General features: G+C 66.5%; 15 protein-coding genes. 5 read left to right on the top strand and 10 right to left on the bottom strand.

Going from position 1 to position 17,485, the window contains the following annotated elements; translation table 11 throughout:
* Positions 1–528, top strand: a 528-nt coding sequence (locus D2T30_RS23165) for a CpsD/CapB family tyrosine-protein kinase (RefSeq protein ID WP_164884348.1), incomplete at its 5' end; no start/stop codon positions are given.
* Positions 529–544: 16 nt separating this feature from the next.
* Here the strand turns inward: D2T30_RS23165 and D2T30_RS17525 are convergent.
* The 5 genes from D2T30_RS17525 to D2T30_RS17505 all read right to left on the bottom strand — a co-directional run bounded on the left by D2T30_RS17525 (position 545) and on the right by D2T30_RS17505 (position 5,243).
* The gene (locus D2T30_RS17525) at positions 545–1,576 is read right to left on the bottom strand and encodes a glycosyltransferase (RefSeq protein WP_128209952.1); all 1,032 of its coding nucleotides are present in this window, start codon (positions 1,574–1,576) and stop codon (positions 545–547) included.
* Between the two features lie 265 nt (positions 1,577–1,841).
* Entirely contained in the window at positions 1,842–2,834 is a 993-nt protein-coding gene (locus tag D2T30_RS17520; RefSeq protein ID WP_128209951.1) for a glycosyltransferase family 2 protein, read from the bottom strand.
* Positions 2,831–3,094, bottom strand: a complete 264-nt coding sequence (locus tag D2T30_RS24155) for a serine O-acetyltransferase (protein ID WP_394343119.1) — start codon at positions 3,092–3,094, stop codon at positions 2,831–2,833. The genes D2T30_RS17520 and D2T30_RS24155 overlap by 4 nt, the downstream gene beginning before the upstream one ends.
* 337 nt (positions 3,095–3,431) lie before the next feature.
* Complete coding sequence (locus D2T30_RS17510) at positions 3,432–4,433, bottom strand: glycosyltransferase family 2 protein (RefSeq protein ID WP_128209949.1); 1,002 nt, start codon at positions 4,431–4,433, stop codon at positions 3,432–3,434.
* A 93-nt stretch (positions 4,434–4,526) separates the two neighbouring features.
* On the bottom strand, positions 4,527–5,243 hold the full coding sequence (locus tag D2T30_RS17505; protein ID WP_128209948.1) for a metallophosphoesterase: 717 nt from the start codon (positions 5,241–5,243) through the stop codon (positions 4,527–4,529).
* A gap of 481 nt (positions 5,244–5,724) precedes the next feature.
* Here D2T30_RS17505 and D2T30_RS17500 point away from each other — a divergent pair, with 481 nt between their 5' ends.
* Entirely contained in the window at positions 5,725–6,384 is a 660-nt protein-coding gene (locus D2T30_RS17500) for a sugar transferase (protein WP_241651321.1), read from the top strand.
* A gap of 104 nt (positions 6,385–6,488) precedes the next feature.
* A complete protein-coding gene (locus D2T30_RS17495) occupies positions 6,489–7,715 on the top strand; it encodes a glycosyltransferase family 4 protein (protein WP_164884347.1) in 1,227 nt (408 codons plus the stop codon).
* 101 nt (positions 7,716–7,816) lie between these two features.
* On the opposite strand, the gene D2T30_RS17490 is transcribed toward D2T30_RS17495, so the two are convergent.
* Complete coding sequence (locus tag D2T30_RS17490) at positions 7,817–10,672, bottom strand: hypothetical protein (protein ID WP_128209945.1); 2,856 nt, start codon at positions 10,670–10,672, stop codon at positions 7,817–7,819.
* Positions 10,669–11,844: a hypothetical protein gene (locus D2T30_RS17485; protein WP_128209944.1), complete on the bottom strand. Its 1,176-nt coding sequence runs from the start codon at positions 11,842–11,844 to the stop codon at positions 10,669–10,671. Before D2T30_RS17485 ends, D2T30_RS17490 begins: the two co-directional genes overlap by 4 nt.
* Before the next feature lie 410 nt (positions 11,845–12,254).
* Between D2T30_RS17485 and D2T30_RS17480 the strand changes: the two genes are divergently transcribed.
* A complete protein-coding gene (locus D2T30_RS17480; protein WP_128209943.1) occupies positions 12,255–13,223 on the top strand; it encodes a glycosyltransferase family 2 protein in 969 nt (322 codons plus the stop codon).
* A 12-nt stretch (positions 13,224–13,235) separates the two neighbouring features.
* On the opposite strand, the gene D2T30_RS17475 is transcribed toward D2T30_RS17480, so the two are convergent.
* The 3 genes from D2T30_RS17475 to D2T30_RS17465 all read right to left on the bottom strand — a co-directional run bounded on the left by D2T30_RS17475 (position 13,236) and on the right by D2T30_RS17465 (position 16,696).
* Positions 13,236–14,279: an acyltransferase family protein gene (locus D2T30_RS17475; protein ID WP_128209942.1), complete on the bottom strand. Its 1,044-nt coding sequence runs from the start codon at positions 14,277–14,279 to the stop codon at positions 13,236–13,238.
* On the bottom strand, positions 14,276–15,517 hold the full coding sequence (locus tag D2T30_RS17470; RefSeq protein WP_128209941.1) for a glycosyltransferase: 1,242 nt from the start codon (positions 15,515–15,517) through the stop codon (positions 14,276–14,278). The genes D2T30_RS17475 and D2T30_RS17470 overlap by 4 nt, the downstream gene beginning before the upstream one ends.
* Positions 15,518–15,679: 162 nt before the next feature.
* Positions 15,680–16,696 (bottom strand): NAD-dependent epimerase/dehydratase family protein, encoded by a 1,017-nt coding sequence (locus D2T30_RS17465; RefSeq protein WP_128209940.1) that lies wholly within the window; start codon positions 16,694–16,696, stop codon positions 15,680–15,682.
* Positions 16,697–16,924: 228 nt separating this feature from the next.
* Between D2T30_RS17465 and rfbC the strand changes: the two genes are divergently transcribed.
* Positions 16,925–17,482: a dTDP-4-dehydrorhamnose 3,5-epimerase gene (gene rfbC, locus D2T30_RS17460; protein WP_128209939.1), complete on the top strand. Its 558-nt coding sequence runs from the start codon at positions 16,925–16,927 to the stop codon at positions 17,480–17,482.
* The last annotated feature ends 3 nt before the right edge of the window (positions 17,483–17,485 follow it).

Genomic DNA, 17,485 nt, shown 5'->3' with positions numbered 1-17,485 from the left:
ACGACGACGCTTGCGAACCTGTCGCTCGCCTTCAGCCGGATGCCGGCCTATCGCACGATGGTCTTCGACTTCGACCTGCGGCGTCCGGCGCTGGCCAAGGTGCTGGGGCAGGACCCGGCCCATGACATGGGGCAGGTCCTGCGCGGCGAGGTCGATTTCGCCGACCATCTGCTGCGTTATGGCGCCAATGTCGCCTATGGCCTGAACCGCGAGGCGGTCCCGAATTCCTCGGAACTGCTGCAAAGCGAACAGACGCATGATTTCCTGAATGCGGTCGACGAGATCTATCAGCCCGACCTGATGCTCTTCGACATGCCGCCCTTCCTTGCGGCCGACGATACGCAGGGCTTTCTCGGCTTCATCGACGGGGTGATCCTGGTGGTCGAGGCGGAACGGACGACGCGCAGCCAGCTCGACTCGGTCGAGCAGAAGCTGTCCGAGCTGACCACCGTCGTCGGCGTGGTGCTGAACAAATGCCCCTTCCCGGACGAAAGCGACGCCGGGGCTTACGGCTACAACTACTACTGAACCCGGGGGCGGCGGATCACCAGTATCCGGCCCCCACGCCGCGCCACATCGCATATTGCGCGCGGACATAGACCACTGCGTCGAAAGCGAACCCCGCCGCCGTGACCAGCAGCCGTTTTGGCTTCATCCGGCCGGGCGTCCTTGCCCAGAACCGCAGCCGCTTGGTCAGGAATTCGGCGGGAACATAGCCATAGGGCGCGCGCGGCAGGCTGCGCCGCAACAGCCCGGGCAGCCAGTCGGCATCCTGCGCGGACCGCGCCAGATCCGCCGCCCGATCTGACGGGCTTTCGGAACGGATGCGGCTGTAGATCACCGCGTTGATCGCGCTGCCGATGACGATCCGGGTCTGGTGCCGGATCAGCGCCCCGATCCCGCGTTCGGATTCGTAGACGTGGAACAGATCGTCGCGGCCGTCGAGCCGGGTTTCCGGCTGGCCCTCGGTGGTGAAGTTCCGGGTCTGGATCATGGCGCGCACGAAGCCATCCTCGACCGGCAGGCCGATCGGCATGTGAAAGCTGCGGGCATCCGCGGCGCGCAGCACGTAAAGCTGGCCGCAGATCGAGCCTTTCCAGTTGTTCAGCGTGCCCCCGGCCGCGCCGATCAGCCGGTCGAGCCCGCCGCGCGCCAGCGCCGGATCATGGCTGATGTCCTTGACCGCGTTGCTCGACGCCCCGGCCAGATCCTCCCGACCCGCGACGAAATCCACCAGCCCGCGCAGGACATAGGTATCCGGTATGCGGATGTCGGCATCCATGAAGACCAGCATCCCGGCCTCGGGCCGGCTCAGATCATGGACGAAGCGGTTCCAGGTGCGGGACTTGCCGCCCTCGGGCAGGTCGTGGACCCGCACGGTGCCGGCCATCCCCCGCGCGGCGACCACGGCCCGCGCCTCGGCCACGGTCGCGTCACGGCAGCCGTTCGCCAGGATATGCAGGCACGGCGCCTGTGCGGGATCGGCAAAGATATCCTGATCGAACAGACTTTCCAGCATGGGGCCGATCCGGCCGGCTTCGTTATGCGCAAAGACGCCGATATCGACAGAGGTCATCTTCCTGGTCCGATCTGGGGCCGCGGGGCCCGAAAATGCTGCGCCCGCACTTTGGGGGACAACGCCCCGACAGGCAAGGCCGCAAGCGGAGGGTTCAGGCCCGGACATATCCCTCAGAAGCGGAGATCTCGCGGATCACCCTTGCCGGACTGCCTGCCGCCAACGGGGCTCATGCCCGTAACGCGATCGGCGCCTGCAACTGTGCCGATCCTGCGCAGCCGCAGGGATGGTTGTTCCGAAGCCAGAGCCCCAGAGGGGGTTGTCGTCACTTGTATTCGATCAGCCCGGCGCGCTTGCCGGTCAGGCGGCGCAGATGGAATTCGGCGATGCCCAGGGCCTCGGCGAATTTCGCCAGCGTCAGCAGCGTGGCGTTTTCCCAGGCCGCGCGGTTGTTGCCGCCCCGGCGCGCCAGACGCGCGATCTGCACCGGATAGATCGCGAACAGCGCCAGCAGCCAGGGGCTGACGATCAGCGCCAGCACGACGATCGCCACGGGCAACACGATCCCCCACAGCACCGCGCGCTTCACCTGCGCGACGTTGTGGCGTTCAGGCGGGGCGCCGTGCAGCCAGGCGCCCTCGGCATAGGCATGGCCCGCGCGCCGCGCCCGCTTCCAGAACTGGCCGAAGCGCGTCATCGCCGCGTCGTGCAGCGTCATTTCCGCATCCAGACGCCAGATCTTCCAGCCCTTCTGGCGCAGCCGCACGCACATCTCGGGTTCCTCGCCGGCGATCAGGCGCGGATCGTAACCGCCCACCTGATCAAGCGCCTCCATCCGCATCAGCGCATCGCCGCCGCAGGCGCGGGCCTCGCCCACGGGCGTGTCCCATTCGCGGTCGCATTGCGCATTGTAGACCGAGGCTTCGGGGAAGCGTTCCCGCCTGCGCCCGCAGACCACCGCGACCTTCGGGTTTTCCCGCAGGAAGGCCGCCGCCTTGCCGATCCAGTCCGGCCGCACCTCGCAGTCGCCATCGACGAGCTGCACGAATTCGGGCCGTTCGCCCTGCCGCAGCCGGTCGAGCCCGGCATTGCGCGACCGCGCCGCGGTGAAGGGTTTGGTCATGTCGAGCTCGACCACCTCGACGCCCCGCGCCCGCGCCATCTCGACCGAGCCGTCGGTCGAGCCGCTGTCCACATAGACGATCCGCCCGACCTGCGCCTGATTGCCCTGCGCCTGATTTCCCTGCCCCTGAAGGCTGTCGAGGCAACGCACGAGCCGCGCACCCTCGTTGCGGCCGATGGCGATGGCTGCGATCATGGTTTCACCCGCCCGATAACTTTGGCCGGCACCCCGCCGACGATGGTGCCCGGTTCGACATCGCGCCGCACCACGGCATTGGCGCCGACGATCGCGCCTTCGCCCACCTTGACCGAGCCGAGGATCACCGCGCCCGCGCCGATCTCGGCCCCGTCGCAGATCACCGGCCGGTCCTGCAACCCGTCGAGCCGCGCGATCCCCAGCGTGGTGTTCTGCCTGAGCGTCACGTCATCGCCGATCCATTGCGCGACAAGGATCATGCCGCCGAAATGTTCCAGCCGCACCCGGCGCCCGACATGGACGGTATAGGGCAGGTAGATCCCGGTCGAGCGGCTGACGATGCGGAACATGATCCGGTACAGCAGCGTCGCCGGAATCCGCAGCGGCTTCGGCAGCCCCATGCGCCAGTTGCCGAAACGGTGCCAGAACAGCGCCTGGAACCCCTCGGAATACCAGTCGCGGCCGTGGGTGCGGTAATCCTCGGCCACCAGCGCGCGAAAGCCGATGCCCGCGGGATTGCCGTTCCTGTCCCCTTTCGAGGGCGCGAAACGCGGGTCTTCCGCCGCGCGGCCTGCCCATGCCTCCGTCATTGGTGCCTCAGCCATCGGTCTTGCCCGTCAGCAGCGGCACCATCACCTGGCGCGGGAAATCGCGCAGGAAGTTCAGCGGCATGCTCGGTCCCCTGCCACGCAGGGCGGACAGCGGCAGGTTGATCAGCGCCCCGGCGATCCATGCCGCGCCCGCCGCGATCGCGCCGCCCCGGCCCGCCGTCTTGAGGTAATACAGCATCCACGACCGATACCAGTAGGACGGCCGCGGCCGCCGTTCCGGACGGTGGCTCTTCTGATCGGTCGCGGCGCCTTCGGCATGCAGGACCCGCGCGCCCGGGACATAGAGGATTTCGTGGCCCGCCTGCCGGATGCGGTGCATCAGCTCGACCTCTTCGTAGTAAAGGAAGAAATCCGGATCGAACCCGTTCAGCTGCCGTAGCACCGACATGCGGAACATCACCGCCGCGCCGGCGACCCAGTCCACCGGCCCGTCCGGATGGTCGGGTGGCAGCGCCACGATACGGTTTGCAAAGACGCGCGCCACCGGGCCAAAGGCGACGGCCTGAACGAATTCGCTGGTGGCCGAGGGGAAACGGAAGGCCGCCGTCACCGGCTTGCCCGAGGGCAGCGCGATCCCCGCCCCCGCCGCACCGGCCCCGGGGTCCGCATCGAGCCGGTCCGCGAGAATCGCCAGCGCCTCGTTCTCCAGCATCGCATCCGGATTCAGCAAGAACACGTAATCGGGCGCCGCACCAGATTCCCTCGGGCGCTGCATCAGCGCATAGATGACGACATTGTTTCCACGCCCGAAGCCGTGGTTCGTGCCTTCGAGCCAGAGCGTGACCCGCCCGCCCCAGCCCTTTTCGTCATGGGCCCGGGCGAAGCGGGCGGCATCGTCCCCCGGGGAGGCATTGTCGACCAGATGCACCTCGACGGGATGGCCGCCGTGCTGGCGGGCGAGAACGCTTTCGACCGCCGCGATGGACAGATCCGCTGTTCCGTAATTGACGACAATGACCGCAATGCCCGACTTGTTTTCCGCCGTCATTCCCTATCCCCGAGATACCCGTATTGCGGCGCAGCATACCCGCGCCGCGCCCGAAGGAAACCCGAAATGGCGCGGTTCCCCGAAATGCCGCAGTCAGGGGCCCACCGTCAGAAAACGCGATCCCGCCTGCGACAGAATCACTGCGCTCAGCCGGCCGCTCCGCCACGCGCCGGTGTCGATCGAGATCACGCCGTTGCCGCGCCGCGGCTTGTCCACGATGGTATGGCCATGCACGACCCAAAGTCCGTCCCGGCGCGGGAAGCGGCCGAATCCCGGATGCCCCCACAGCAGATGGCGCGGATTCTGGTCGGGGATCGGCACCCGCGGATCGGCGCCGGCATGGACCACGGCGACATTGCCGCTGATCCAGTGGCAGGGCAGGGCGCGCAGCCAGTCCTCGGTTCCCGGAGGCAGCGCGCGGCGCAGCGCATCGCGGGTGGCGGTGTCGGCTTCGGGTGCGGCGATGCCGAAGCTGCGCAGCGTTTCATCCCCGCCGTGGCGCAGCCAGCCGCCGTTTTCCGCGGGCGAATCGAGGAAGGCGACCATCATCTCTTCGTGGTTGCCGCGCAGGACCACCGCTCGGTCGAGCGCCCGGACCCGCGTCAAAACCGCGCAGCTGTCAGGGCCGCGATCGATCATGTCGCCGGCCAGGACGGGCCGCGCATCGGGTGCCTCCTGCGCGATCCGGGCGAGCATCGCGCCCAGCAGATCGGCGCGCCCGTGGACGTCGCCGATGATCGCCAGCGGCTCCGCGGGGGCGGGCTCCGGGGGGCGCGGCCGTCGCAGCTTTGACAAGATATTGTTGAACATTGGTGATTTGTCCGGCACTCGCCAGGTCAGGTTGCGCCGCATGTCGGCCAGATGTTACGTCGGGTCACAAATCCGCGCCGGGGCCCGTCGGGGAACGGGGGCCGGGATGCACGGCGCTTCGGGCCTCCATCGCCTTGTTTTTAGACATCACCGAAAATTTATCCATGGTTAAGACACAATGTTAAGCACCTTTCTCCCGTGCGCGAACATTTTTCGATCATTTCACCAGACGTTAACTTAAAAATGTGTTAGCAAACTGTTGCTGACACTGGCTATAGAGGGTGTGCCCACATCGTTCCGTCGGGGAGGGTCGGAAAGATGCGTGCACAAGCCGGTGTCCGTCTGGGAGGGGACACGGAGTGCCGATGGTCGCAAGGCCATTGGTAGAATGATTTTAGAAGCCTGTCTCGGAGCGCTCATGTTCATCTTGGCTGAAACGAGGAAACCATTGTCGGTTGGAGAGACCGCCGGCGGGAAAACCGTGACGGGGAAGGCGCCGTCCGCGCAGCAGCGCTCGTTCGCGCAACGGCTGTATGCGGGCTATGTCAAACGGATCGTCGATCTCGTGCTGTGCGTGATCATGCTGCCGCTGATGCTGCCGATCATGGCGGTGATCTGGCTGCTGGTGCGCCGCGACGGCGGCCCCGGCCTGTTCATCCAGCCCCGCGTCGGCAAGGACGGGCGGGTGTTCCAGTGCTTCAAGTTCCGCAGCATGGTCATGAACGCCGAAAAGGTGCTCGAGGACATGTGCGCAAGCGACCCGGAGGTCGCGGCGGAATGGCTGAAATACCAGAAGCTGAAGAACGATCCGCGGATCTCGAAAGTGGGCCGGGTGCTGCGCGCGACCTCGCTCGACGAACTGCCGCAGTTCTTCAACGTGCTGCTCGGCGACATGAGCCTTGTGGGCCCGCGCCCCTTCCTGCCCTCGCAAAAGGCGCTCTATGACGAGGCGGGCGGCGCGGACTATTACCGGGTGCGTCCGGGCATCACCGGGGCCTGGCAGGTGTTCGGCCGCTCGGCCACCACCTTCAAGGCGCGGGTCGAATTCGACGACGCCTATTACCGCAAGCTCAGCCTGACCTCGGATCTCGGGCTGATCCTGCGCACGGTCAAGGTCGTGTTCTGCCGCACGGGAAAGTAAGCGGCGATTTCTGAAATACCCACGGACCGGGCCCAGGGCCCGGTCTTGTCATGAGGGAACAGGTTTCCCATTCTGCGCCGGACTACGGATCTCGGAAGGTTTTCATGAATATTCAACGGTGTCTGCTCGTCCTTCCGGACGGGGCCGTCAACCGAAGGATGGGCAGCGGGCAACGCAGTGCGCTCGTCTTCGAAGCGCTGAAGCGGATCGCGCCCACCGATGTCGTGGTGCTTGGCAAGACCGAGGGCGAGGTGCCCGTGGCCCCGGATCAGGCACTGGAAACGGCTTTCTTCCCCGGTGCGGCCTCCTTGCGGCGGGTGCGCAGCAGCCATTTCCGGATGGGGCGCAGGCACGGGGTCGACTGGGTCGTCCACAATCTCAACCGTTTCCTGCGGGTCGACAGACTTTATGCCGCCGAACCGCAGGTCTGCGCGGCGCTGGCCGGGATCCTGACCCCCGAACACGGTGTGGTGGCGTTTCGCTATTCGCAGCCCTACTGCCTGTCCGATGTGGTCGCGGGGCCGGGACGCAGGGTCTTCGTCGATATCGATGACCGCGACGACCAGAAATTCGAGACCGCCGCCCGCGCCACCCTGGGAACGGGGCTCATGGGCCGGGTCTTTTCCCGATTCGTGGTCCCCCGGATCCGGCAGATCCTGACCGACAAGCTCGGGCGGGCCAGCCTGCTGTGGTATGCCACGGGCGAGGACATCCTGCCGATTCCGGACGTGCCGGCGCGGGTGCTGCGCAACGTTCCCTTCGGCGAGGCCGGCGAGGACACGCCCGATCCGGCGGGCAGCCGCGACATCCTCTTCGTCGGGACCTATTCGCACCGCCCCAATCAGGACGGCGTGCGCTGGTTCCTGCGCCATTGCTGGCCCGAAATCCAGCGCCGCAACCCCGATGCCCGTTTCCGCCTTGTGGGAATGGGCGACTGGAAGGCGCTGGCCGCGGAATTCCCGGACCTGCCGAATGTCGATTATGTCGGGACGGTGGACGAACTGGCGCCGGAATATGCCCGTGCCCGGTTCGCGATCTCGCCGGTCTTCGATGGCGGCGGTTCCAAGATCAAGGTGATCGAGACCTGCGCCTACCGCCGGCTTCCGGTCGTGTCCGTCCATTCGGCGCGGGGCTTCGGGGATGCGCTCTTCGAGGCCCTGCCCAAGGCCGACGATCCGGCGGGGTTCATCGATCTGTGCGATCTCTATCTCAGGGACGATGCGGCGTTGCATGCGGCGACGGACAGGCTGCGCGCCCTCCAACAGGCGCAGTTCTCGCGCCGGTCGGCGGAACAGCAGATCGAGGACGACATCCGGTCCGCCTTGGGCTAGGGCGCTCCGCACCGGCAGGCATCCGGCCTGCGGCAAATGCCGAAAGAGGCGGGCATCGCGCCCGCCTCTTTCGCTTTTCAGATCTGCCCGGAGGGCGGATTTCAGGCGCGGGTCATGCCGGTCATCTCGATCAGGATGAAATTGCCGCCCCGCAGGCCGCCCGTTTCGGCACCGAAAGCCGCGTCGACGGTCAGGTGCCCGATATCCGCGGGCGGGTCGATTTCGTGCCAGCCGGTATCGAAACTCACGCACAGCGGATCGGCGGCGTAGCTTCCCTGCGCCGTCAGCCGGGTGCCCTCGGGATAGCGGTTGTGTTCGCGCATGTTGCCGAGCCCGGCGCGGAACACCCGGCACCCGGTGGCCGAGGCGAAGCCGGTATGGATGGTGACGGCCCGCACCCCCCTGTCCGCCGCATCGTGAAGCGGATCCTGCGGATCGAGCACGCTGCGGTCGATCGCCCGGTTCAGCGCGACGAACATCCACTTTCCCGCATGGGTCAGCGATTCGAAGGCATGGATGGCGATATCGTCCAGCCCGTCCGACGCGCTCATGGCAAGGGTGTGGATGTCATGCGCCCGGAATTCCCCCAAAGACGCGCCGATCACCCGGCCGACCGCATGGGTCGGATATTCCACGCCATCGTTGCTGTGCGAGGTGAAAGAGTTGCCCCGCCCCAGAACGAACCAGTTCGACAGCCATTCGCGCCGCCATGCGGTGCAGATCGCATCCAGCTGCGCCGTCGCCGCGGCCCGGGATTTCATCACGCATTCCTGCGCGATGGTCTCTTCCGCCGTGAGACTGGCGCCATTCAGCCCGTTCAGCTGATAGCCCGGTCCCGCTTCGTAGAAGTCGTGGAAGACGTCGACCCCGACCGTGGCCCCATGCGTCGCGGCAACCCCTTCAAGAGCCGCCTCGCGCTTCACCAGATTCGCCTCTCCCCCCGCGAAGCTCAGCATGTTGCGGAACGATGCCCCGGTTTCATCCCGCTTCTCCGTGGTATTGTCCCAGCCGCCGTTGTAATTGGCCACCGTCACGTATTTCGCCGCCGGGCAGCGGGCATAGGCCTCCTCGCCATAGGCCGAGATCAGGCGGCCGCCGATGACCATCTCGATCTTGTGCTGAAGCACCGGCCAGTGCGGGCTTTCCTGCAGCCATTCATAGACCATCTGCGTCATCATCCCGTAGACCGCACCGGCGGAAACCGTTTCGCCGGTGGCGGCATCCTTCAGCGACGGCATCGTCCAGAAGGCCTTCAGGGTGTTCCAGTTCTCGTTGCCGATCTCCAGCATGATCTTGTCGAAATCGGCATGGTTTTCGGCCAGCCATCCGGCCCAGAGCAGCCAGTCCTCCTTGAACAGCGACCATTCGAGTTGCACCCACGGGATGCAGCCATTGGTGCGGCACAGATCCATGTGCATGCCGCTGGTATTGCCCTTGAACCCTTCGCCCGCCGGATTGGTGATGGTCTTCGCGGTATAGGTCATCGGACGGGTCTTGATCAGGGAATGGTCGCGGACCTTCTGGCCGGGCACCAGAGCCTGCGCCAGATAAGACCGCAGGACACCGTAGCCGGACCCCTCCAGATGCGGGCGCAACTGGGCATATTCGACCGTCAGCTCCGCCTCGCCCGCCGTCACCCCGATGCCCCAGCGATAAGGGGTCTTGCCCGTGGGTTCCGGCGCGTAATCCGAGGTCAGGTGATACTGCCGCCATTCGGTATCCACCTCGAAGGTCTGGCTCGTCTCGCCCGGCTGGCCCGAATTGAAGCGCATGGTGACGGGGGCCGAGGCGCGGATCCACACATCCACCACCAGGACCTCGCCCTGTTTCTTGTGGTGGTAATAGGTCTGCCCCGATCCGCCGGACCAGTAGATCCCCTCGGTGATCCGCCGTCCCGCCGGGATCGTGCGGCGCAGATAATACCGGCCAAGATCGGCAGAGGGTTTTTCCGCCGCGTCCCAGCTGCGGATTTCCCAGCCCGCGGCCGGGGTGGCGCTGTCCATCGCGCTTTCGATGAAGGCGGGGCAGAGACCCAGATAGGAGCCGCTCGCGCTGCGGACACGCGCGCAGAGCATGTCGGGGGTCAGCGTGGTCACCTCCTTGCGCCAGATGACCATGTCGCCCGGCTGCGGCATGTCGCCCTGCAGATCCTGCAGGCGGAATTCGCCCACCGTCTCCGGCCAGGTCGCGGGATCGCTGTAGGCCAGCCAGACCACATAGCCCACAGCCCCGGCAACGGCCGACCAGGACAGATCGACGGTCACCCCTCCGGCCGCCGTCAGCACCAGATTCGCCGGTGCGGCGAGCGTGCCGTTCGCCGAGCGCGCCGGAACGGTGACCGTGACGGGGGCGGGAACCTCCAGCCCGCTGTCCGTCCCCTGTGCGAGATGCGAGACCCAGGCCGACCGCGCCCCCATCGCGCCATCGGAGGCCACGGCCGAGACGGCATACCAGTAGGACACACCGCGCCGGTTCCAGCTGTCCAGCTGATGGCGGAAGGTCGTGCCCGAGATCGCCTGCCCCGTATTCGAGGGCAGGAGGGCGCGCAGCGGGAATTTCACCTCTGTCATTCCGGCGGTCCCGACATGGATCATCTGCCCGTTGCTGACGCGGCGGAACTCGACCTCGGCGCCGTCGTACATCTCCGGCGCGTAGGAGGTGTAATAGTCCAGGCCGGATACGATGACCCTGTTCCCTTCCACGCCGCTGATCGTGGAGAAGTTGGACAGGACGCCCGGGGCGAATCCGGCCCCGAAGCCCGATCCGTTCCAGCCGCCGGCGATCGTCGCCGAGACCGGCGTGCAGATCCGGTCCCGGCTGTCGCCCATCACATAGGCCGAGGCGGGTTCCGGCATGCCCGCGGGCGCGAGTTGCCCCGTGACCGAGGCGCTCTGGCCCTGCGACAGGACACTGACGCCGGCGGTGCCGGCAATGCCGCTCAGGGAAATGGTTTTCATGCGAATTCCTCCGATTTGGCGGTGAAGTTCCCGGCGGTCCCGAGATTGACGAGCGCATTGGCCTGCGCCGGATCCGTCGGCAGCCAGATCCGCGGCGTGCCGAACAGGTCATTGGCGAGGGCGGGGTTCCGCGCGGCGCCGGTTTCATCCATGAAGGCGTAAGCGAAGCTGCTGGTGGAGATGTCGATCTCTTCGGCAAGATCTGTCCAGATCCGGAAATCCTGATATCCGCCCTCGATGGAATAGTCCTTCGAGCTGCCGAAATCGGTGTAGCCGATGGTGAGCATGACGCTCGTGTCGATCTTTCCGGCCGCCGAGGCGATCGTGCGGCTCGTCGAGGCGACCACCTGCCCGTTGCGATAACTCTGCACCTGGGCATAGCCCGAGGACCGCAGGTTGAGCATGAGACAGACGTTGTCCCCCTCCGCGATCTCTATGGCCGTGTTGAACCAGCCGTCGAAGTTGAGCAGCTTGTTGCCGTTCAGGTTGGACGCATAGAGCCGCCCCATGCCCGAGGAAAAATAGGCCCGCAGCTTCCCGCCCGTCGGGTCGCGGAACAGGGTGCCGCCCCGCCGCTCGAGCACGGTATTGGCGACGATCAGGACGGAATCGGCGCCTCCGGCCTGGATGCCGTCCGCCTTTCGCAGCGCCGAGGTTCTGGTGAAGGTCAGGACGGCGGGGGCATGGGCGACCGGGGCGACGACCTCGGATGTTGCCGTGCCCTCGCCCCAGCCGTTCACAACCTCCTGCCGGACCGAAAAGCCGGCGATCCGGTCAAAGGGTGTCGGCGCATAGTCCGGCCCCAGGTCCAGCATCTCGTCCCCGCGGATCGTGCGCAGGATGACGACCGGCTCCCCGCCCGCGGGATCGTAAAGATAGGGTCCCGTGACATAGTCCACCGAGGTCAGCTCGGCCAGATCCTCGGGCAGGGCGGCGGCGGTCGTCGGCGGGGCCAGAATCACCGGGGCCTTGCCGATGATCTCCGCCGTGTCGAAGGCATAGGACGTCCCGTTGATCCCGATCGTGCCGGTGCCTTCGGCGACCGTCAGCTCGAAGCTCCGGCCGTCATCCGCGACCCGGATGGTCACGCTTTCCTCCGGCGGATCGGCCTGCGGCTGCGCGGTGTCGGGGGACTGCCCGGTCACGACCGGGCTGGTCGGATATGAGGTCATGGCTACTCCTTTGCCGGGGGTGGTCCGGCGTTGGGGGATGATGGAAAACTGCTGGATCGTCACGAATGCGGGAGCATGCGAACTCCGCGCCCGGAGACCCCGCCGTCGGGCCGGAGCCTTCGGGAGATGCGGTGGTCTTCGGGTTCAATGATGCCGATGGCCGCGCGGGCCACCGGCCCGTCATCCGGTCCCGAAAACAGCGGACCGCGGGTCCGCCATGGGCACGTTTCGAATAACGGGCCGGGTGATTAGAAGAAAAAGCGTTTCATAATTCCTGACCCCACCGAACGCTGATCGGCAGCCATGCGCGCCCTGCGGGCAACAGATGCTTGTCAGCACCTTCCATATGGATGAAACTGCACACGAACTTTTTCCGGGGGGCCTGCCCTCCCCAGCGATCCGGACCCTCGATGACCCAGCCGATTTCCACTTCCGCCCCGCGCCCCGGGCGCCGCTATGCCCTGATCACGCCCTGCCGCGACGAGGCGCAATACATGCGCCGCACGCTCGACAGCGTCGTGGCCCAGACCGAACGTCCGGCGCTGTGGCTGGTGGTCGATGACGGCTCGACCGACGACACGCCGAAGATCCTTGCCGAATATGCGGCGCGGCACGACTGGATCCGGGTGGTGCCGAAACCCAACCGCGGCGTCCGCGCCGTCGGCCCCGGGGTGATCGAGGCCTTCTATTTCGGCCTCGACCAGATCTCGATGGACGATTTCGACTACATCTGCAAATTCGACCTCGATCTGGAAATGCCGCCCCGCTACTTCGAGATCCTGATGGACCGGATGGAGGCGAACCCGCGGCTCGGATCGTGCTCGGGCAAGCCCTGGTTCACCTGGAACGGCGGCAAGGTGTCCGAGAAATGCGGCGACGAGATGTCCGTCGGCATGACGAAATTCTATCGCGTGCAATGCTTCAAGGAAATCGGCGGCTTCGTGCGCGAGGTGATGTGGGACGCGATCGACTGCCACAAGTCGCGTCAGCTCGGCTGGCAGGCGCAGGCCTTCAACGACCCGGAGCTGTCCTTTGAACATCTCCGCCCGATGGGGTCGAGCCAGAAAAGCGTCTACACCGGCCGGATGCGGCACGGCTACGGCCAGTATTTCATGGGGTCGAGCTTCTGGTTCTTCACCGCAAGCTGCATCTTCCGCATGGCGCATCCGCCCTATGTGACGGGCGGGCTGGCCAGCTGGTGGGGCTATGTGCGGTCGGCCCTGCAGAAAAAGCCACAGCTGCCCGATCCCGAACTGCGCGCCTTCATCCGCGACTATCAGAGGAACGCGCTCCTCAAGGGCAAGAACAAGGCCATCGCCGAGATCGATGCCCGTCAGGCCGCCGTCTTCGCCCGCAGCCACGCGCGCACCGCCGCCTGACGGAACCCGGCCCTAGTGCGCGATCGCGCCGGGCGCGGCCGGTCGGAACAGCCGCAGGACCGGCTGTTCCGGCAGGCCGAGGACCCGGCGCAGCACCGGCGGTACCGGCGCGAGATGGATCATCAGCGGCAGGAACAGCCCGCCCGCCACCGTCAGCAGCAGATTCGGCAACAGCGCCTCGATCCCCAGCTCTCTGGCCAGCAGGATGCGGATCGCCGCGGCAAAGATCGTGTGCATCAGGTAAATCGTCATCGAGCATTGTCCGAGCAGCACAAGCAGCCGTCCGGCCGCCCCCGCGTGCGGCTCGCAGACCCGGACCATGACCAGAACCGCCACCACCGCGACCGTGGCGATCAGCAGATGCTCCGCCACCCCGCCTTCCAGCCGGATCGCCAGCACTTCGACCGCAACGAAGGCCACGACCGCCAGCGCCCCCGCCCGGCGCGAGGCGGGCAGATCGCCCAGCAGATGCCACAGCCCGCCGAGGAAGAAGAAGGGGGCCGAGCGGATCGCCCCCGCCGTCCATGCCGATCCGGGGGGTACCAGCGCCGACAGCCAGAGCGCCGCGCTCAATCCGGTCATGATCGCGAAGAACGGCATGATCCCGCGCAGGGCCATCGGGCGCAGCAGCACCGCGACGCCCTGGATCAGGATCAGTGCCCAGAGGAACCACAGATGCAGCTGTCCCGGCACCGGCCAGGTCAGCAACGCCGCCGGCCCGACCGCGTTGTTCGCCCCATCCCCGGCCAGCAGTTTCATCGCCAGGAACACATAGGTCCAGACACACATCGGATAGAACAGCCGCCAGAAGATCCGCCGCGCATGTTCCCCCGGACCGAGCCGCGCCAGGGATCCGGGAAAGAACCACCCCGACAGGAAGAAGAAGAGCGGCATGTGAAAGGCATAGATCGCATCGTCCACCGCCCGGAACAGCACTCCGTCGGGCAGGAGCCCGGCCATTTCCAGACCCCGCCAGGAATGGCCGAAGACCACGAGGATAATCCCCAGCCCCTTGGCCATATCCGGCCAGCGCAGATGTTCCCGCCGCGCCGTCATGGTCGCAGCCCGTCCGGCAATTTGCCGGCGAGGCTCCCCGAAAGGATCCGCTCCAGCCAGCGCGCCTCGGCGGCCTGGTCGAATTCGGCCGCGACCTTCGCGCGCCCGGCAGCCCCCATCCGCGCGCACAGATCCGGATCGGCCAGCAGCGTGTCCAGCCGCGCGACGAGGCTGTCGACATCGCCGGGCGGCACCGCATAGCCGGACACACCGTCATCCACCAGTTCCTGCACCCCCGCCACGCGCGAGGCGACGACCGGCAGGCCCGAGGCCATCGCCTCCATCAGCACGACGGGCACCCCCTCGGCGAAGGAGGGCAGCACCATCACATCCGACCGCGCGAGCAGCTCCGACACCTCGTCCGAGCTTTGATAGCCGTGGAAGGTGACCGCATCGCCGATGCCGAGCCCCGCGACCCGCGCCTCGGCCGGTTTCCGTTCCGGCCCGTCGCCGACGATCGACAGATGCGCGTCCGGGTGGCGTTCGCGCAGCCGGGCAAAGGCCTCGACCAGGATCGGCAGCCCCTTCACCGCGGCCAGCCGCCCGACGAAGATCAGCCGCTTGCCGCGCGGGATGTCGGCCCGGCCGTAGCGCGCCGGATCGACGCCGCAATGCACGATCTTCAGCTTGTCCCAATAGTCGGGCTTTGAAAAATACATCGCCTGCGAGCGGCAGAAATGGCTGATGCAGCTGACAAAGGCCGCTCGTGCGGTCTTTTCGTCGAGCCGCCACCAGCGCGGTTCGTAGAACAGCGCCGGGCCGTGCATCGTCATGGAAAACGGGATGCCCGCCAGTTCGGCGGTCAGCATGGTGACCGAGCCGCTCGAATCCGCGAAATGATTGTGGATGTGCCTCACCCCCTGCGCTGCCAGATGCCGCGCCAGCACGGCGGCCTCGAGAAAGTAGAACATCTGCCACAGCCCGGCCTTGAGCCCCGGCGGCCGGGTCTTCCAGGCGAGCTTCAGCGTGCGCCCCCACCGCCCCGTCTTCAGCGCCCAGATCTGCGCGCCCAACAGCGTCGCGGGCTTCTTCGCCGCCGCGATCACCGCGAAGGTGCGCTTTTCCTCTTCCTTCTGCGCCGCGCCCACCACGTCCTTCGCGGCGGCGCGGCGGATGGTGCAGGGCAGGACCGGCCAGCCGGCGGTGCGCAGGGCCTCGATCTCGCGCTGGATGAAGGTATGCGAGACCTTCGGATATTCCCCGGTCAGATAGGCGATGGGGGGCTTGCTTTCGGTCATGGGGGACTTTCGCCTTCCGACAATTGTTTCCAGTGAATGGCGTTTCCAGTGAATGGCCAATGGCGGGGCGGCTTGCAAGCCATCAGCGCCTTCCGCGCCGGATTTTGCCGCGAAATGCGCCGGACGCCCGCCGGAAAGGCACCGCCCCGAGCCCGCATCAGATCAGATATCGTAGTAATCGCGATACCATGTGACGAAATGCCCGACCCCCTCGGAAATGCCGGTCTGCGGGTGATAGCCGGTCAGCCGGTTCAGCAGCGTGCCGTCCGCCCAGGTCGCGGGCACGTCGCCCGCCTGCATCGGCAGCATGTTCAGCACCGCGCTGCGCCCCGTCGCCGCCTCGACCGCGCGGATGAAATCCATCAGCCGCACCGGCGCGCCATTGCCGATGTTCACCACCCGCCAGGGCGCGACGGGCGACAGGCTGTCGCCGGGCGCGATCCCCTCGGGACCGGCGGGGCGCACCGGCGCCACCCCGATCAGCCGCGCGATCGCCTCGACCAGATCGTCGACATAGGTGAAGTCGCGCAGCATGTCGCCGTTGTTGTAGACGTCGATCGGCACGCCCTGCAGGATGTTGCGGGTGAATTTGAACAAGGCCATGTCCGGCCGCCCCCAGGGACCGTAGACGGTGAAGAAGCGGAACATCGTCGTGGGCAGGCCGTAAAGATGGGCATAGGAATGCGACATCGCCTCGACCGCCTTTTTGGTCGCGGCATAGAAGGACATCTGCGTGTCGGCCTTGTCCGTCTCGCGATAGGGCATCCGGGTGTTCGCGCCATAGACCGAGGAGGTCGAGGCCAGCAGCATGTGCCGGGGCGGCGTCGCGCGGGCGGCCTCCAGCAGCTCATAGGTGCCGATCAGGTTCGCCTCGACATAGTCGCGGGGGCTTTCGATCGAATGGCGCACCCCGGCCTGCGCCGCCATATGCACCACCGTATCGGGGCGCTCCGCCGCCATCAGGTCGCGCAGAAGCCCCGGCGTCTCGACCTTGTCGTGGATGAACCGGAACCCGGGCGCGCGCGCCAATATGTCGCGGCGGCGTTCCTTGAGCGCCACATCGTAGTAATCGTTCAGACTGTCGAGGCCGATGACCCGCCACCCGTCGTTCAGCAGGCGGCGCGCGAGATGGAAGCCGATGAAACCGGCGACACCGGTCAACAGAAGGCAACGGGACATGTCTGGTCGCTCCGATGGGTCCGGTCGGGCCATAGCCCCGATGGCGGTTTCTGACAAGCCGGGGAGACTTTGCCCGCCGTATGGGCGGCAGGGAAAATCCCGTCCACAAACCGGAATAAATCACCGGCTGCGGTTGCCTTTCGCATGGAAATTGATCACCTTGCCCGGGCCGGAGCGACGCATCCAGAAGGTGCGGGACCGGACACGGCAGATTGGATTACAGATACCATGATCGAAAGCACCGCTCTCCCCGGCGTTGTCATCATCACCCCGCCCCGTTTCGGCGATCATCGCGGCTTCTTCTCGGAAAGCTGGAACAAGCGGAAGCTCGAATCCGAAGGCCTGTTCCTGCCGGAATTCGTGCAGGACAACCATTCGCTGTCGCGCGAGGTGGGCACCGTGCGGGGCCTGCATTTCCAGTCGCCCCCCCATGCGCAGGGCAAGCTGGTGCGCTGCGGCCGCGGCCGGGTCTTTGACGTCGCCGTCGATGCGCGCAAGGGCAGCCCGACCTACGGGCAATGGGTGGGCGAGGAACTGAGCTTCGACAACGGCCGGCAGCTCTGGATCCCGGCGGGCTTCCTGCACGGGTTCATGACGCTCGAACCCGACAGCGAGCTTGTCTACAAATGCACCGATCATTACGCGCCCGAATGCGACGGCGCGGTGAGATGGGACAGCTGCGGGATCGCATGGCCGGTGGATGACATCGACCCGGTCATTTCCGACAAGGATGCGAAAGCACAGGCCTTCGCCGATTTCGACAGCCCCTTCACCTACGAGGCCTGATCC

Source organism: Paenirhodobacter populi, assembly GCF_004022215.1.
Classification (GTDB): Bacteria; Pseudomonadota; Alphaproteobacteria; order Rhodobacterales; family Rhodobacteraceae; genus Rhodobacter; species Rhodobacter populi.
Note: the sequence above shows the minus strand (reverse complement) of the source record. Positions and strands in the feature narration are given on the sequence as shown.

What these genes read in the sequence shown, in the direction of transcription:
- D2T30_RS17525 (WP_128209952.1), bottom strand. Translation starts at nt 1,576, where the DNA reads ATGACCTCTGTCGATATCGGCGTCTTTGCGCATAACGAAGCCGGCCGG.
- D2T30_RS17520 (WP_128209951.1), bottom strand. Translation starts at nt 2,834, where the DNA reads ATGATCGCAGCCATCGCCATCGGCCGCAACGAGGGTGCGCGGCTCGTG.
- D2T30_RS24155 (WP_394343119.1), bottom strand. Translation starts at nt 3,094, where the DNA reads ATGATCCTTGTCGCGCAATGGATCGGCGATGACGTGACGCTCAGGCAG.
- D2T30_RS17510 (WP_128209949.1), bottom strand. Translation starts at nt 4,433, where the DNA reads ATGACGGCGGAAAACAAGTCGGGCATTGCGGTCATTGTCGTCAATTAC.
- D2T30_RS17505 (WP_128209948.1), bottom strand. Translation starts at nt 5,243, where the DNA reads ATGTTCAACAATATCTTGTCAAAGCTGCGACGGCCGCGCCCCCCGGAG.
- D2T30_RS17495 (WP_164884347.1), top strand. Translation starts at nt 6,489, where the DNA reads ATGAATATTCAACGGTGTCTGCTCGTCCTTCCGGACGGGGCCGTCAAC.
- D2T30_RS17490 (WP_128209945.1), bottom strand. Translation starts at nt 10,672, where the DNA reads ATGAAAACCATTTCCCTGAGCGGCATTGCCGGCACCGCCGGCGTCAGT.
- D2T30_RS17485 (WP_128209944.1), bottom strand. Translation starts at nt 11,844, where the DNA reads ATGACCTCATATCCGACCAGCCCGGTCGTGACCGGGCAGTCCCCCGAC.
- D2T30_RS17480 (WP_128209943.1), top strand. Translation starts at nt 12,255, where the DNA reads ATGACCCAGCCGATTTCCACTTCCGCCCCGCGCCCCGGGCGCCGCTAT.
- D2T30_RS17475 (WP_128209942.1), bottom strand. Translation starts at nt 14,279, where the DNA reads ATGACGGCGCGGCGGGAACATCTGCGCTGGCCGGATATGGCCAAGGGG.
- D2T30_RS17470 (WP_128209941.1), bottom strand. Translation starts at nt 15,517, where the DNA reads ATGACCGAAAGCAAGCCCCCCATCGCCTATCTGACCGGGGAATATCCG.
- D2T30_RS17465 (WP_128209940.1), bottom strand. Translation starts at nt 16,696, where the DNA reads ATGTCCCGTTGCCTTCTGTTGACCGGTGTCGCCGGTTTCATCGGCTTC.
- rfbC (WP_128209939.1), top strand. Translation starts at nt 16,925, where the DNA reads ATGATCGAAAGCACCGCTCTCCCCGGCGTTGTCATCATCACCCCGCCC.